Annotated in this window: 9 protein-coding genes; 5 read left to right on the top strand and 4 right to left on the bottom strand. The window is 59.2% G+C overall.

Annotated elements, in window-relative coordinates:
• Positions 1-40: 40 nt before the first annotated feature.
• Positions 41-2,683, bottom strand: a complete 2,643-nt coding sequence (locus PYTT_RS13320) for a CapA family protein (RefSeq protein WP_067777547.1) — start codon at positions 2,681-2,683, stop codon at positions 41-43.
• A 248-nt stretch (positions 2,684-2,931) separates the two neighbouring features.
• Between PYTT_RS13320 and PYTT_RS06115 the strand changes: the two genes are divergently transcribed.
• The 5 genes from PYTT_RS06115 (at position 2,932) to PYTT_RS06095 (ending at position 11,422) form a co-directional block, all read left to right on the top strand.
• Positions 2,932-5,691: a hypothetical protein gene (locus PYTT_RS06115; RefSeq protein ID WP_067777546.1), complete on the top strand. Its 2,760-nt coding sequence runs from the start codon at positions 2,932-2,934 to the stop codon at positions 5,689-5,691.
• A 327-nt stretch (positions 5,692-6,018) separates the two neighbouring features.
• Positions 6,019-7,095: a hypothetical protein gene (locus PYTT_RS06110; RefSeq protein WP_156850333.1), complete on the top strand. Its 1,077-nt coding sequence runs from the start codon at positions 6,019-6,021 to the stop codon at positions 7,093-7,095.
• 618 nt (positions 7,096-7,713) lie between these two features.
• Positions 7,714-8,529 carry a hypothetical protein gene (locus PYTT_RS06105; protein ID WP_067777544.1) on the top strand — a complete coding sequence of 272 codons (816 nt, stop codon included), beginning with the start codon at positions 7,714-7,716 and terminating at the stop codon, positions 8,527-8,529.
• A 154-nt stretch (positions 8,530-8,683) separates the two neighbouring features.
• A complete protein-coding gene (locus PYTT_RS06100; protein ID WP_067777543.1) occupies positions 8,684-10,090 on the top strand; it encodes a sulfatase-like hydrolase/transferase in 1,407 nt (468 codons plus the stop codon).
• Positions 10,091-10,111: 21 nt separating this feature from the next.
• Positions 10,112-11,422 carry an Lcl C-terminal domain-containing protein gene (locus PYTT_RS06095; protein ID WP_083076978.1) on the top strand — a complete coding sequence of 437 codons (1,311 nt, stop codon included), beginning with the start codon at positions 10,112-10,114 and terminating at the stop codon, positions 11,420-11,422.
• Between the two features lie 17 nt (positions 11,423-11,439).
• Here the strand turns inward: PYTT_RS06095 and PYTT_RS06090 are convergent, their stop codons facing one another.
• The 3 genes from PYTT_RS06090 to PYTT_RS06080 form a co-directional block, all read right to left on the bottom strand.
• The gene (locus tag PYTT_RS06090; protein WP_141675888.1) at positions 11,440-12,873 is read right to left on the bottom strand and encodes a DUF4424 family protein; all 1,434 of its coding nucleotides are present in this window, start codon (positions 12,871-12,873) and stop codon (positions 11,440-11,442) included.
• A 30-nt stretch (positions 12,874-12,903) separates the two neighbouring features.
• Positions 12,904-14,313 (bottom strand): NADase-type glycan-binding domain-containing protein, encoded by a 1,410-nt coding sequence (locus PYTT_RS06085; protein ID WP_067777541.1) that lies wholly within the window; start codon positions 14,311-14,313, stop codon positions 12,904-12,906.
• A gap of 65 nt (positions 14,314-14,378) precedes the next feature.
• Positions 14,379-15,731, bottom strand: coding sequence for a DUF4424 family protein (locus PYTT_RS06080; RefSeq protein WP_067777540.1), 1,353 nt, complete (start codon positions 15,729-15,731; stop codon positions 14,379-14,381).
• Positions 15,732-15,760 lie beyond the last annotated feature (29 nt).

Raw genomic sequence — 15,760 nt, 5'->3', positions numbered from 1 at the left:
CAGTTGCCCTTCAAAATCAAGAGAGTTTTCCCCTTTTCGGCTACCCGGATGCAGATTTATCCGAAGCCCCGTTCCCGGCGGCAGGCCGCGCCTTCCCTCCGGCAGGCAAAGGCACGAAACGCCAGGTGCGGTCGCCACGCCCGCGCAGCTCCACCTCCCCATACCCGCGAGCCGAAAACCCCGGCACCGGGCCTCGAGCCTCAAAGCGGGCATTGCCCAGAGAAGGAAAGACAATACAGCCCCCCACCGTATCCGGTGCCTGAAGAACATGCGGATGCGAGCCGAAAACCACATCCGCCCCCGCCGCTGCCAGCCAGCGCGACCACACATGCTGCGCCTCGCTGAGCTTCTCCGTATTCTCCCGGCCCCAATGAACCAGCACCATGCAATAATCCACATGCCGCCGCCACGTCCGCATACTGCCCAGCAACAGCCCGGCATCCTGCGGCAGGCGGGCCGCATGCACGCCCGGCAGGGGTGCATTCATCGCCTCGTCGTGGGCGACTCCCCAAACGGCAAACGACTTCCCGCGCCGCACGCCGATCCACGGCTGCACGGCCTCCTCCCTGCTCCTCCCGATACCCACGCAGCCGATTCCGGCACGCTCCAGCTCCTCCTTCGCCCGCAGGGCTCCGCTCGCGCCTCCGTCTTCCGCATGATTGTTCGCCAGCGAAACCACATGCAGCCCCGCCTGCCGCAGCAGGGGCGCAAGCGCACCCGGTTTCGCCCGGAAGGAGAACGAACGCTTCGGCGGAACCTCGCCCGCCGCTTCCTCCACGCTCCCCTCCAAATTCCCGACGACAAGATCTCCCCGGCCTGCCGCAGTCGCCAGCTCCGCCCACCGGGCATCATCCCCCGCAGGCGAAATATCCCCGAAAGCCGCCACCCGCACGGAGCGGCCTTCCCGCTTCAGCGTCCACAGACCGTAACCCGCCCTCGGATACTTGCGCTCGAACTCGGCCCGCGTCAGCAACTCCGGGAATCCGGACAAATGATGCACCAGCACATCTTCCGCGCCGAAGCTGCCGAGCGGCGGCCTGTCCTCCCACAGCGCGGACACATGATTGCCCGCATGGTACACGACCCCGCGCCGCACATCCTCAGCCGAAACGGCCACGCGGCTGCCGGGCTCCAGCTGCAGGCCCAGCGGCTCCATGCACGCCTTGAGCTGCTCGGGATTCGACCACGGCACCGCCTTCCCCGCACGCCGCCAGGCATAAGCCATATAATTCGCGCAATCGTTCCCGTAGCCGCTCTCCGCCACGGCCAGCCCCCGCTCACGCTCCATCCCCGCGCCGAACATGTACGGCGTACCGAGCTGCTCCGCCAGCCCCGCATGAAAACCTTCCCCCTCCGTCACGGCCACGCAGACAACCGGACTTTCCCACACACGCCCATCCTGCTCCGCACGCACCTTCCACCACGAACGCCCGGCGCCCGCCCCCTGCCGCCATACGGCGGAAGCCAGCAGCGGATCATCCGTCTGCGCCACCTGCCGTGCATGCCATACCGCCGCCCGGAACGTCCCCCCGGAAAAATACCTGCCGGAAGCCATCGAAGGCACCAGATTCGCCACCTCCCTCTCCGGCTCCAGCCGGAACCACGTCACCCGTGCATCCGCACCGAACGCCCCCTCCACCTGCAAAGCCGCCTCCGCTCCCCGGTCCAGCCTCCACACCCCATCGGGCGACCTCAGCCGCCCCTGCACGCCCAGCTCAAGCGGAGCATCCGCCTGCTCGTCCAGCAGGGCATCCCATTCCTCCCTCCGCTCCGCCACATCGTACTGAGCCCTCTCCGCCCGGAGCAAAGCCAGCAGGGAAGCCGGGGCCTTCTTCATCTCCAGCCGGGGCACGGGCTTCCCCAGCTTGGCAAAACTCTCTGCCTGCAGGGAAGCATCCGGCCCCTCCGGCATCAACGGCTCGAAGGAAACATGCGCCGGATGTGTCGCCAGAGCCAGCCGCAACGCCTCCTCCAGCAGCGCGAACGCCCTCGCATCATCCGGCTGCCAGGGGCGCGACACGCAAATGCTCACCGCCCGCAAATCGTGCAGCGCCAGCACGCGCGACCACGCCGCCCGCAGCTCCGCCACAGGATCGGCGGACGAAGCGAACGAATCCAGATCGATCGTCGCCAGCCACGGCATATCGCCCGCAGCGGGCAGCTCCTCCCACGACCGAACCACCCGGAAACGGCCGCCCAGCTCCGGGCCGCGCCGCTCGTCCAGCTCCGCACGCCCATCCAGATAATCGGCGGCATCCTTCTGCAAAGACTCCGCTCCCGCCGCCGCCACGAGAGCCGGGGGAGGCATCCAGTACACCTCCGCCACGGGGGCGGGCATCAGCGGCTCGATCCAGTTATAGGCCTGAATCCGCCCCTCCCGCCGCCAACCGGCCAGCCGTTCATGCCGCTGCGCCAGATTGGCGACGCGGCGCACGCCTTCGCGCAAATCATCCGAATACTTCACCCCGTTCGCATCGCAGTGCGCATCAATCAGCAGCAGGCGGTGCGGCGACTCCAAATCCGCATTCTCGGCGAAAAAGGCGAAACTCCCCGCATGATTATCCTCCACATGAATACGCACCGGCTGCGCCATGCACACCGGCACCGCCGCACACACAACGAACGCCACGCACCGGAGACGCCAAACGGCATATTTCAGGAAGAAAGGGGCCACGAAAGGCATGGATGGAATTAACGCCCGGCGGCTATGCCTTGTCAAGGCAAATACTGTCGGCACGTCCGGCAGCCGGCACACTTCCTTCAAAGCGCCGCCACCGGGCAGCGCAGCATGCCTTCCCGGGCGCAAAGGGCACGAACAATTATTTTACATCGTTTTATCTGTTGGCTTTTATATAGTTATATTTCCTGTTACACTTCTGTTACAAAGAATGCACTTTACATGATTCATGTTAGCATGTAATCGTATGGTAAATGTATTCCTTCGTTAGACAACTCCTCTTCCTCCTCGCTCTCGCAGCAGTCCTTCCGCTGCAGGCGCAAAGCCCTCCGCCCGAGCGCCCCGAAACATGGCCGCCGCACTTCGTCTCCCTCACCCCCGACCTCCTCTATGAAGTCGAACCCTCCGACTACATCGCCGATCCCGCCACGCTGGACGGAGCCCAGCTCTTCTACGCCCCCGTGCAGGGAGACGATCCCGTGGCGTCGCTGCAGGGCGCGGCCGTTCTCCTCGTCCGGCCCTACAATACGGTGGAGCGGCAGGAGGAGCCTTTGCGAGAGTGGGAATGCGTCTGGGGAACCCTCGACCACCTGTACCATCAGGACGTTCCCCTCTTCTGGAAACGGCCCTCTACGGCCTTCTACTCCTGCACCCACCCCACCCGGTCCATCAAGAAGCCGGACGGCACTCCGGACTGGAAGGTGCAGGTCGATTTCGTCGACTGGACCCGGGGTATGCGGCCATGGCAGCAGGTGCTTTCCCGGTATTATGCGGGTCTTGCGGACAAGCCTTTGTCCGCCCTCGGCCTGTTTACGAATGGGAATTATCCCGAAGACAAGTTGATGGATGTGTTGAACGGCTCTTCCGGCCTCTCCAAGGCCGATGTGAGCAATGCGCTTCTTGCCCGGTTTCAGTTCAAGGGGGAGAAGTATCCGCGCAGAAGCAGGGCCTATTACCCTTTGGTGGATGCTCTGCAGCGCAATACGGCTGTTCACGATTTCCGGGATTTGACGATTCCCGCATCGAATGGCAAGCGGAAGCTTGAGCTGTGGGAGCAGATGCTGAATCGCAGGGTGCCGGGCGGAACAGTGCGTTCCGAGTGGGTGGCAAGCCAATGGCTGCAACGGGCAAATGCCGGCAGCAGGTCGCCGTTCGTCCACTGGTGGATGTCGGATTGGCTGGCGTTCTCGGAGGGTGCGACGCCGGGGGATGCCGGAGCCGTCGTCTGGGAGGAAGAGTTCGTGAAAACGCTCAACGAGACGGCAGGTGCATACGACGGCTTGTTGTGCCTGAAGGATGCGGAGAGAATGAAGAAGGATTTCATCAAGAAGATGTTGCTGCCGAAGTCCGTGCAGGATCACCCGGTTCCCGGCAAGTTTGCCAGTCCGCCCCGGACGAATGCCGTGCCGTTTTCCCAAACCGCCGTGTACGCCGGAGCCTTGAAGGAAGCGAAGGTCGATCCGAACAAGGATGCCGGGACGCCCCCTTTCGTCCATCTCGTCCCCTTTGCCGCCAAGGTGCATCAGAAAAATACGCCTGAGGACGGCAACACCGCCGCACTTGCCAAGGCCGTGATTTTGTCAGACGGGCGGGCGACGCGACGAGATGGGGATTTTGTCGTTCTTGCCATCGCCTGCGACTGGAAGGACCGGTCGTCTGCCGACGATGGGATTACCGTGACGAAGACATACCAGTCCAACGCCACTCTGGAGCAGGATCTCCAGCAGCGCGTCGATCGTGCGGAATACAGCCGCATCGCCCGCAGTTACTACACCTTCCGCACCGACGCACAAACGCAGGAAGCCTCCTACGCATGGCAGGGGGCCGACTCCGGTGTGCGGCTGGAAGAAAACGCCCTGCAATCCCCCGCCGCCTTCCGCGCGGGAGCCTCCGGCCTCAAGTACCGCCTCCTCGTCGCCGTGAGGGAGGATGTCGATGGGGAATGGTCGCTGATGGCGGAGCCGGAGCCGATGAAAGGTGAGCTGCTTGACGAAGGAACGTACTATGCCTATACGAAGGAGAATCTGGCGAGGACAGTGAGACAGGTCGGCCGGCGTTCCCTGGGGAGGTCGATTACCTTTTCCTCTCCGGAAAAGCCGGGGCGCTACTTCCTCTATGAAGTGGACGTGGTGCAGGATTACGCCTTGACACCAAGCATCCGCTACGGGAACATGAAGCATGTGTGGGTCTTGCGCCGAGGAGAACACCGCCGATATACGGATCGTACGGAGATGACGGAAGTCTATACCATTTACGGGGATTCCACCTGGCCGAAGAGCGGAGCCATCGCGGACATGGCGACTCCCTACGGCAATGCCGTGCTGGTGTGGGAAGATGCGCTGAAGGTGATGTGCCGCGCCTATATGGCGGACCGCAATACGTACAGGAACGAGGCGACGCTGAAGCCGCCCGCCAATGCGTTTTTCCATTTGGCGACGTATCCGGTGGGGCCGGGGTACCCGTCCCGGGACTGGACGTATCAGAGCAGAAGGGTATATCGCTCGAATTACAGTGGACAGGCGGTTCCGTATACAAAAGAGAACAACCAGTGGCAGCCGTCCGGGGGAGAGGTGCTGATCGTGTTCGATGTGGTGAGGCTGGTCGGGGATGTGTTGTCCAAGCACGGAGCCGATGATCCGAAGGCGATGTGTCTGGAGGCGGCCAGTATGACGGCGGTGCTGCCCCGTATTTGCGGTTTCCGCGAGTGTGTGGAGATTTATTGGGCTGCAAAAAGGATTGATGAAGTAAACGGCATGCCAAGCACCATTGAGGGACATTACTTTAACGTTCTGAATAACAGAGTGTATGATGTTACGCCATATTTTATAGATGAACGTAATCCTGCCAATAATATAAAAGAAGACCAAATGCGGTTTAATAATGATCAATATCAGGCTCCATATCTTGATACGGACATCCGTGTCTATATGCAGCGAAAAGGATTCAATAATAACCTTTTGAGAAAGGTGTGTACCAAGGTCAGGTTGGAACCTATTGCTCCCTTAAACCAATAAGCAATTTCACTATATATCAATCATATGAAAACCATATTTCTATTAACCATTTTTTTAACGTTTTTTACGCATGCAGATGAAATCATCTCCATTAAAGAACTGAAAGATATTCCTTGGCCGAATGATAAATCGGAACCCGGCGATTTAAGAGCTGATCCTCAATGCCAAAAAAGGCTTCATGGCGCTAAGATTGGAGCATTGATTATCAATGCTCGAGATGCCGCATACGATGTAGAAGGCAACTGTATTTTTAAATGGTCGTTGATGAAAAATCCATCTCCTGAAATCTTGTTTGCGACAAGAATGTATCAGCGTATTACCCATTCCTTGGGGTGCACTCGACAGGATTTGGCGCAAGTCATCCGAAAAGGTGATGTTATCGTCGTTCTTGATCCTACGGACAAACAAGAGCAACCAAAGCCCACCAAATTCTATCTTTCAGAATATTATCGCGGGAATTACGGTGTCCAGATCAAAGCGTATGGACAGCAGCCTCTAGGTCCATTCGGGAGTGGAGGCCGCCCGCTCCTCGATCTCGACCCCTACTGGCCGACACCCATCCCACGCCCCTCCAACGAGGAAATGGAAAAAATCTGCGCCGCCATCCTCGACATCGCCAGCGGCAAGGTCGAACCCAAACGCGACCTCGAAGAACTCGCCCGCCGTGAAGCCCTTTACAACAAACGAGCGAAGGAATACCGGGAAGAGAAAGAACAACACCTGCCCATGCGCGCCACGCAGGAATGGAACAAACGGCAGGAACAGGAACCGCGACAATTTGCCCCCATCTTCTGGGACAACGCCAACTACGGCAAAGGAATCGAACAGCTCCTCAAGCTCGAACCGCTCCCCGAACGCAACACCATCCCCAACATCAACACGGGCGTCGGCTGCGAACCCTTCCTTGCCGAACTCATCCAAAAAGGCTTCCAGCTCACCGCTCGCAAAGGCGGCAACTACCTGATGACCGCTACACTCAAAGACAAGAAAACATCCATCCGCTACTGCATCTACCACGCCTTCAACCCCACTGAAGCACGGCAAACACTCTTCGCCTGGAACATGTATGCGGATGAACGAGGCACACCCCGCATCGTCGAGAAACCCGGCGACTTCACCATGCAGGCGGCCATCGACAACATGAACGTCCGGCCCGGATGGGTCGGAGACTTCGACCTCTGCACCAAACCGCGCTTCAACTGGGAAGGCAGCCTCGTGGAAGGCAGCGAGAAATCGGCCGTCTATTTCATGAGGGGCAACACGGCAGCCTACTTCATCGCAGACAACCCGTCCTACGACGTCCGTCCCCTCGCCCGCATGCTTGACGAGCAGTTGAAGAAGGGAGTGGAGCAAGCGGCCAAAACACCCGCCGACCACACGAAACCACCCACGGACAAACGGTAATAGTAACAGACTGCCGGGGTCTCCATGTATACAGGAGATTATTATCTATACCTTCAACACATGAAAACCATATTTCTATTAACCATTTTTTTAACGTTTTTTACACGTGCAGATGAAATCATCTCCATTAAAGAACTGAAAGATATTCCTTGGCCCAACAATAAGCGTGAACGTGGTGATTTGCGGCCTTCTCGCGATTATTATAAACGGTTGCATGGATGTATTGTTGGCAACTGGATTGTAGGCAATTTCGGAGAAATCTATGATATCAATGGTAATAGCGTTTTCAGATTCTCATTAATGAGTAATACGTCTCCTGAACTCTTATTTGCCACACGAATGGATGAGCGCATCGTCGAGTTTATTGAACATAAACGGCAAAAATTGGCAATCGTCATGCGTAAAGGAAATGCCATTATAGTTTTGGATCCATGCGATCAACAAGAACAACCGAAACCCACAAGATTTTACCTTGGCGAATATTTTCGTGGTAATGATGGTTTAATAATAAAATCTTACGGCGAACAATATTTAGGTGGGTTTGGTGGTTTCGGCAGACCTCTTCTTGATATTGACCCCGTCTGGCCGACACCCATACCGCACCCCTCCAACGAGGAAATGGAAAAATTCTGTGCTACTATCCTCGACATCGCCAGCGGCAAGGTCGAACCCAAACGCGACCTCGAAGAACTCACCCGCCGCGAAGCGCTCCACAACAAACGGGCAAAGGAATGCCGGGAAGCATGGGAACAACACCTGCCCATGCGCGCCACGCAGGAATGGAACAAACGGCAGGAGCAGGAACCGCGACAGTTCGCCCACGTCTTCTGGGATAATGCCAACTACGGCAAAGGAATCGAAGAACTCCTCAAGCTCGAACCCCTCCCCGAACGCAACACCATCCCCAACATCAACACGGGCGTCGGCTGCGAACCCTTCCTTGCCGAACTCATCCAAAAAGGCTTCCAACTCACCGCACGCAAAGGCGGCAACTACCTGATGACCGCCACACTCAAGGACAAGAAAACATCCATCCGCTACTGCATCTACCACGCTTTCAACCCCGTCGATGCACGGCAAACCCTCTTCGCCTGGAACATGTACGCCGACGAGCGAGGAACGCCCCGCATCGTCGAGAAACCCGGCGACTTCACCATGCGGGCAGCCATCGACAACATAAACGTCCGGCCCGGATGGGTCGGAGACTTCGACATCTGCACCAAACCCCGTTTCAACTGGGAAGGAGCCCTCGTGGAAGGCAGCGAGAAATCAGCCGTCTACTTCATGCGGGGCAACACGGCAGCCTACTTCATTGCGGACAACCCGTCCTACGACGTCCGCCCCCTCGCCCGCATGCTCGACGAACAACTGCAAGGCGGGCTCAAACGATCCGAGTCCAAACATTCATCAGGCGAAAAGGGCAAACAGGACTGACGTTCTCCTCATGCCCTGCTCCGACCGCGACGGGTAGGATTCCACTCGTCTCCGGCATTCTGGCCGCATAAAAACAGACACGCTCCATTCATGGCATGTCATTTCATTGTATTTTTTTGCAACTATCATGCACAAGCGGGGTCAACATGGATATATGCGCCTTCTCCTCGCTCTTGCATGGTTCGCTTCGGGAACCGTATCGGCCGCCACGGAGCAGCCGGACAAACGGCCCGATGTCGTGCTGATCGTCTCGGATGACGGCGGCTACTCCGATTTCGGGTTCAACGGCTGCAAGGATTTCCGAACGCCCGCGCTCGACAAGCTTGCCTCGCAGGGCATCGTCTTCCGGAATGCCTACGTCTGCGCCTCGGTATGCAGCCCGTCCCGCGCCGGGCTTCTCACAGGCCGCCATCCGGCCCGCATCGGCCACGAATTCAACCCGCCACAGGGGCGCGGCGACACCGGAGGGCTTCCCCTGCCGGAAAAAACGCTGGCGGATTACCTGCAACAAGCCGGATACACGACCGCCGCCTTCGGCAAATGGCACCTCGGCACCGCACAAGGCATGACCCCGAACGAACGGGGGTTCGGCCACTTCTACGGCTTCCTCGGCGGCTCCCACGACTATCTTCCGGCTGCCGGACGCAGGCCGAAGCAACAAGCCATGACCCTGAACGGCGTGGAAGAACCCCTCGGCGAATATATCACGGATGCCATCTCCACCCGCGCCGCCGACTACATCGGCAACCAGCCGAAAAACAAGCCTCTCTTCCTCTACGTCGCCTTCAACTGCCCCCATTCCCCCATGCAGGCCAAGCCGGGTACGGAAAGCCGATTCTCCTCCATTGAGGACGGCCAGCGGCGCACCCTCGCCGCCATGCAGGCCAGCCTCGACGAAGGAGTCGCCCGCATCGCCACAGCCCTGCAACAGCGCGGCAAGCTCGACAATACCATTCTGTGGTTCATCAACGACAACGGAGCGGGAACCTACTGGAATTTCGACAACGGCGGCCTGCGCAACCGCAAAGGCTCGCTGTTCGACGGAGGCATCAAAGTCGCTTCATTCGTCCGCTGGCCGCAGGGCATCCGCCAACCCGGCATTCAGCAATCGCCCGTTTCCTCGCTGGACATAGCCGCCACCGTCCTCGCAGCAGCCGGGGTACCGCCCTCATCCCTCCACGGCGCACAGGACGGCATCAGCCTGCTGCCCCATTGGCGCGGCGAGGCAGCCGCCCCACAACCGCGCACACTCTACTGGCGGCAAGGCCGCATCGGAGCCATCCGCCGGGGAGATGCAAAACTCCTCCTCATCGACGAACAACCCGCGCTGCTCTTCGACCTCAAAACCGATCCGAACGAAACAACCGATCTCCTTCCCCGGCACAAGGAGCTGGCCGCCTCCCTCGCCGCCGACTTCACCCGCTGGAACCGCCTCAACAAAAAAACCGCATGGGCGCCCACCAGCCAGCCCGGAGTCAGACAGTATGATCCTGCCTCACCCCGGGATGCCTGGAAGCAACGTGCCGCCCGCGAAACCTCTTCCGCCCATGACGGCGAATAACCCACCTCACAAGCCACTCCCATGACCGCCATCACCGCAGCCATCCCCGCCATCCTCTTCGCCCTGCCGCTTGCCGCCGCCGAACCCTCCCCGGTTCCCGCCGCCGCCAAACCCGCAGCGGCACAGCGGCCCGCCCTCTCCTACCCCATCGTCCATACCGGAGTCTCCACCTTCTACGATGAGCAGGGGCCCATCCCGCAACCGGCCAAAACCTCCGCCTGCTACCGGCAGGACGCCGCCCTCCCGTACAACAAACCGTCCTACACGGACAACGGAGACGGCACCGTCACCGACAACATCACGGGCCTCATGTGGCAACAGGACATGGGAGCCAAGATGAAACCCGGCGACGCAGCCGCAGCCGCCAAAACCTGCCGCCTCGGGGGCTACGACGACTGGCGCGTGCCCACCATCAAGGAACTGTATTCCCTGATCCTCTTCTCCGGCACCACCCCGCACATGAACACCGCCAACCCGGACCCCTCCACCATCTACATCGACACCCGGTACTTCAAGCAACCCTTCGGCGATTCCTCCAGGGGAGAGCGCATCATCGACGCGCAAACGCTCTCCGCCACCCCCTGCCTCGGCAAGACCAAAGCGGGATCCGAAAGCATCTTCGGAGTCAACTTCATCGACGGCCGCATCAAGGGCTACGGAGTCAAACCGCGCGGTTCCGGCCGTCCCGGCCCGGACAGAGGCATGCGCCCCCAGCGCCCCGGCATGCGACCGGAAAGGCCGGAGGGCATGCGCTCCGAAAAACCGTGGCACTTCCGCTTCGTGCGCGGCAACACCGCATACGGCAAAAACAAGTTTACGGACAACGGAGACGGCACCATCACCGACCACGCCACCGGGCTCATGTGGCAACAGGCCGACTCCGGCAAGGCTCTGGACTGGAAAGACGCCATGAACTACGCCCTCAACCTGAAGCTGGCCGGGCATGCCGACTGGCGGCTCCCCACCGCCAAGGAACTCCAAAGCATCGCGGACTACTCGCGCGCTCCGCAAACGACGCAATCCGCCGCCATCTCCCCCCTCTTCAAAACGACGGTCATCCGCCCGCACGGCACGCCGGACTACCCGTACTTCTGGACCTCGACCACGCATCTCGACGGACCGAAGGGCAATGCGGGCGTGTACATCGCCTTCGGCGAAGCAACCGGAAAAATACAGGATACCGTGCAGGACGTACACGGCGCAGGCTGCCAGCGCAGCGATCCAAAAACGGGCAACGCCGCCGATTATCCGAAATACCTCGGCCCGCAGGGCGACGAACGCCGGGTGTACAACTACGCCCGCTGCGTCCGCTACGCCGTGCGGCAGAAGTAACAGGCCGCACCCACGCCTCAGCGGCTGGGGTCGATCTTCGGCTCCTTCGCCAGCAGCCTGTACAGCATCAGGCGCGACAGGCAGGTGATATCATGCTTCGTACCCGGTTCGATCCTGCGGATAATCAGCTGGAGCGTCTTCACCTTGCCCTTGAAGGAAGCCAGAGAAACCCATGCGTCTTCCTGCAGGCCCGGTTCGAACACCACCGTCTTCTTCCACGAGCCGTTCACCACCACTTCCATCTCCGTCACGCTGTTGAAATCCGAAGAAGCGTGGGATGCATCCGATGAGTCTGCCGGCATTTTGTCCTTCATGCAAACCCCATAATGATCGACATAGCCGGGCACGATCCTGAAACCGGCCAGCCGTTCGGGCTTTTTCAGCGTCACCGTCACAGACTCGCCGCTCCCCGGCCCCGGCACGCCTTCACCCCATGTATAGCGGGTATCCCAATCCATGGATTCGACCGGAAGACTCCCGGCATCGAATCCGCACGGTGCATCTTCACCCTTCACGGCAGGCAGCGGCTTGCTCGTCGAGGAAGCTTCGAGATCGATCTCACAGGGGCTCATTCCGCGCATCCAGACAGTGCCGCGATGCACCACAAAGTTTCTCAAATCCGCATTTCTTTCAAAATAATCTTTCTGATCCGTCACCACGGAACGCCACGTCTCCTCGACAGGTTCGACGGCAATGCGAATATCATCCGCCAGAGTCGGCTCCAAATCCTCGAACGACCAAACCCACGTATCGCCCTCGCGTTTGAACCGGTTGGCGGGCGTGCCCATACTCACCTCGTCCGCTTCCACAGAACGCGGCCTCACCGTGATTTTCCCCTTGCGGATGGGGCCGCTCCACACCGCCGCCGAAGACAGGCGGTACACCATCTCCCGGCGTTCGACGGATTCATCGGACACATACGACACACGCACCAGATGATTGACCCGGCAGTCGATGGAAAGAGTCAACTCCTCGCCGGGTGCAAACTCCAGCTCGGAAACCATCCATGCCGCAATCACATTCTCGCCGCCCTCATCCGGAGCCACAGCCTGGCTGACCTGACGGAACGGAACTTCCTGCCCGCGAGCCTCCACCCTGTACCGCCGCGGCGCAGTGCTTTTCCGGTGATTCTCTTTGGAACTATCGTACGGCAACATCTCCGCCTCAATAGGGAAACCGAACCGCACCTTCACGGGGCGGTCTTGCGTATTCTTCATTTTGTACGTCACCTTCACATCGGCATAGCTCGTCCAGAGGTCGATTTGCAGGTCTTCCTCCAGCATCGCCACCTGCCCGATCTCTTCCATCTCGAACGGAAGAATATCGCCGTACGCCGAGCCGCGCGTATACCCGCCGCCGTTCGCCTCGGCCAACGAGGGCAGCAAGGCCATACACCCGGCTAAACCGGACAACACGGCCATGCCGAATAGATGGCTTACTTTCGTTTTCATGATGAATGGTATAATGAGAAATCTCTCGAATCAACGGCAAGGATCGATCTTCGGTTCCTTGTTCAGAAGCGTGTAGAAACTCACATCCGAAATGCAGGTCACATCATGTTTCGTGCCCGGATACACTTTTCGAATTACCATACGCACCGTCTTCGCTTCCTCCGGGCATTGCACCAGCGACACCCAACGACCAGACAAATTGTCGGGCTGGAAAACGACGGTCTTTTTCCATGTCTCATTAACGATGACTTCCATTTCCGCCACGCTGCCGTACTCCTTCAATCCCGGTTTGTCGTCCAGATCGCGGCATCCCGGTACGAGGTGGAAGCCCGCCAGCTTCACCGGTGCAGGCAGCGTGAACGTGATGCTCTCGCCCGTGCCGTCTCCAGCTGCTCCTTCACCCCATACGCGGCGTTCCCCGGTGCCGTCCCACAAGACGCCCGCCGCCTTGAACTCGCGGGGCAATCCTTCTGCGGACGGCGGCAAGGCAGGCTGTTCGGAAGAAGCCGTCACCTTCATGCCTTCGGCCGGCAAGCCACGCATCCAGATGCTCCCGCGTTTCTGCACGCGATTTGCCAGAGACGAATATTGCGGCGAATCCGGCGATTCAACAACAGTAGACCCGAGCTCCTGCGTATCCGGTTCCACGGCAATCGAAAGATCGTCCGCCAGAGTCGGCTCCAGATTCTCGAATGACCACACCCAGGCATCGCCTTCGCGTTTGAAACGGTTCGCCGGAGCCTTCACCAATACCTCGTCCGCTTCGACGGAACGCGGCATGATCGTGATTTTGCCCTTGCGGATGGGCCCGTTCCACACCGCTGCCGAAGACAGGCGGTAGGCGATCGTTTTGTATGAATCGACATTGTCCGAAACGGAATTGTGAATCTCAAGATGGGGTACACGGCAGGAAATCGTCAGATCCAGCTCTTCACCGGGCGCAAATTCCAGCTCGGAAACCATCCATGATTCAATGCCCTCCAATTCATCATCCGGATGAGCGAACGTCGACTGTACGGACACGGGTTTGAACGGCTGTTCCTCCTGCTTCACGGGCTTTACATCCTGCCGGACGCGCCGGGCCGCTACTTCGGAGCCTCTCGCCGACACGCGGTAATTCCGAACGCTTTCCTCTTCCGCAAGCCTCGTATATTCGATGGGGAAGCCGAACCGCACCTTCACCGGGCGGTTCTGCGTATTCTTCATTTTGTACGTCACCTTCACATCGGCATAGCTCGTCCAGAGGTCGATTTGCAGGTCTTCCTCCAGCATCGCCACCTGTCCGATCTCTTCCATCTCGAAGGGCAGAATATCGCCGTACGCCGAGCCGCGCGTATAACCGCCGCCGTTCGCCTCGGCAACCGAAGGCAGCAAAGCCATACACCCGGCTAAACCGGACAACACAGCCATGCCAAACAGGCGATTCATCATCATTTTCATCTTCGTAAAATACTTTATTTACTATAACGCGTCAAGCAGCATATCGTCCGAAATAAAACAGCATTTTATTCATCTTTTTCTTCGAGGGGCTTCCAGCTGCCCGTCGGCTTCCTGTCCATATTCCTGTAGAAGCGCAGATCGGACAGGCAGGTGATGTCGTACACGCTGCCGGGTACGCTGTCCTTGATGACGAGTTGCACGGTTTCGGCTTTCAGCGGGCAATCTTCCAGAGATACCCATCTGTTGCTATCGTATCCCGGTTCAAAGCGCACCATGCGTTTCCATGTCCCGTTGACGACGACTTCCATTTCCGTGACGCTGCCGTATTCGGAAAACCATGAATCCAGCCCCGAGTCGCGAATGGGAATGCCGAAGCCCGGGCAGATGAAGAATCCCGCCAATTTCTCGGACTGCGGCAGAGTGACGGTGACGGATTCGCCGCGCCCTCTTCCCGGTACACCCCAGACATGGTACCACCGCTCTGCCGTACTCCGTCGGATCAGCAGGTTCTCCGGCGCAAAGGTCAGCCCCGGAATGTCCACCTCGGATACGGAACCTTTCGCTTGGGAAGTCGCCGATACGGCCATGCCATCCGGCAGGATGCACTGCGCCGCCGAATTGCCTATCTTCCGGGACATGACTCTCTCCCCGGATTCATCGTACAGCACTTCTGCCGGATCAAGCGTGATTTCAAGATCGTCCGCCGTGGTCGGCTCCAGATTCTCGAACGACCATTCCCACGCATGGTTGCGGCGCACGAAACGATGGGCGGGGGCAATCGCCACATCGCCCGCGTCCACGGAGCGGGCCCGCACCGTCACCTTGCCCTTGCCGATCGGGCCATGCCAGACGGATGCCGGAGAAAGGCGGTATATCATTTTTCGGCTTTGCTCAATATCCCCGCTGTATTCCGACAGGTAGGGGACGCGGCACCGGATGCGGAGCTTCAATGCTTCCTTCGGGGCAAATCGCAGGTCGGAAACCATCCAGCCCTGAATCGTTTCCGGCAGAGGTTCTCCATCGAAGAGCTCCTCCTCTTTTGGCGGTTCTTCGGGGTCACGAGGTTGAAGCACTTCACGGTAGCCCGTTTTCCGCTCGCCCTGCACGGCGACGCTGTACTCCGTCACGGCATTCCGGTACGTCGATTCAATGGGGAAGCCGAACCGGACGTCCACGGGTTTGTCCGTCGTGTTCCGCAAGAGGTAGGTGACCCGAATTTCTGCGCCGGACGTCCAAAGGTCGATCGTCAGGTCTTCCGTCTCCATCGCCACGGAGGAAATATCTTCCATGTCGAAGGGAAGGATCGCGCCGGAGCGGACTCCCGACGACCAGCCTCCACCATTGGCCTGCACCGGGGAAACCATCAGGAAACAGAGCGTCGCCAGCAGAGACGGCACAAGGGTAGATTGTATGTTCATGTTGATGATCTGTTGAATAAATTGACACG

This window comes from Neoakkermansia glycaniphila (assembly GCF_900097105.1).
GTDB lineage: Bacteria > Verrucomicrobiota > Verrucomicrobiia > Verrucomicrobiales > Akkermansiaceae > Akkermansia > Akkermansia glycaniphila.
Note: the sequence above shows the minus strand (reverse complement) of the source record. Positions and strands in the feature narration are given on the sequence as shown.

Coding starts and splice junctions, on each gene's coding strand:
- PYTT_RS06100 (WP_067777543.1), top strand. CDS start 8,684: ATGCGCCTTCTCCTCGCTCTTGCATGGTTCGCTTCGGGAACCGTATCG.
- PYTT_RS06090 (WP_141675888.1), bottom strand. CDS start 12,873: ATGAAAACGAAAGTAAGCCATCTATTCGGCATGGCCGTGTTGTCCGGT.
- PYTT_RS06105 (WP_067777544.1), top strand. CDS start 7,714: ATGGAAAAATTCTGTGCTACTATCCTCGACATCGCCAGCGGCAAGGTC.
- PYTT_RS06095 (WP_083076978.1), top strand. CDS start 10,112: ATGACCGCCATCACCGCAGCCATCCCCGCCATCCTCTTCGCCCTGCCG.
- PYTT_RS06085 (WP_067777541.1), bottom strand. CDS start 14,313: ATGAAAATGATGATGAATCGCCTGTTTGGCATGGCTGTGTTGTCCGGT.
- PYTT_RS13320 (WP_067777547.1), bottom strand. CDS start 2,683: ATGCCTTTCGTGGCCCCTTTCTTCCTGAAATATGCCGTTTGGCGTCTC.
- PYTT_RS06115 (WP_067777546.1), top strand. CDS start 2,932: ATGTATTCCTTCGTTAGACAACTCCTCTTCCTCCTCGCTCTCGCAGCA.
- PYTT_RS06080 (WP_067777540.1), bottom strand. CDS start 15,731: ATGAACATACAATCTACCCTTGTGCCGTCTCTGCTGGCGACGCTCTGT.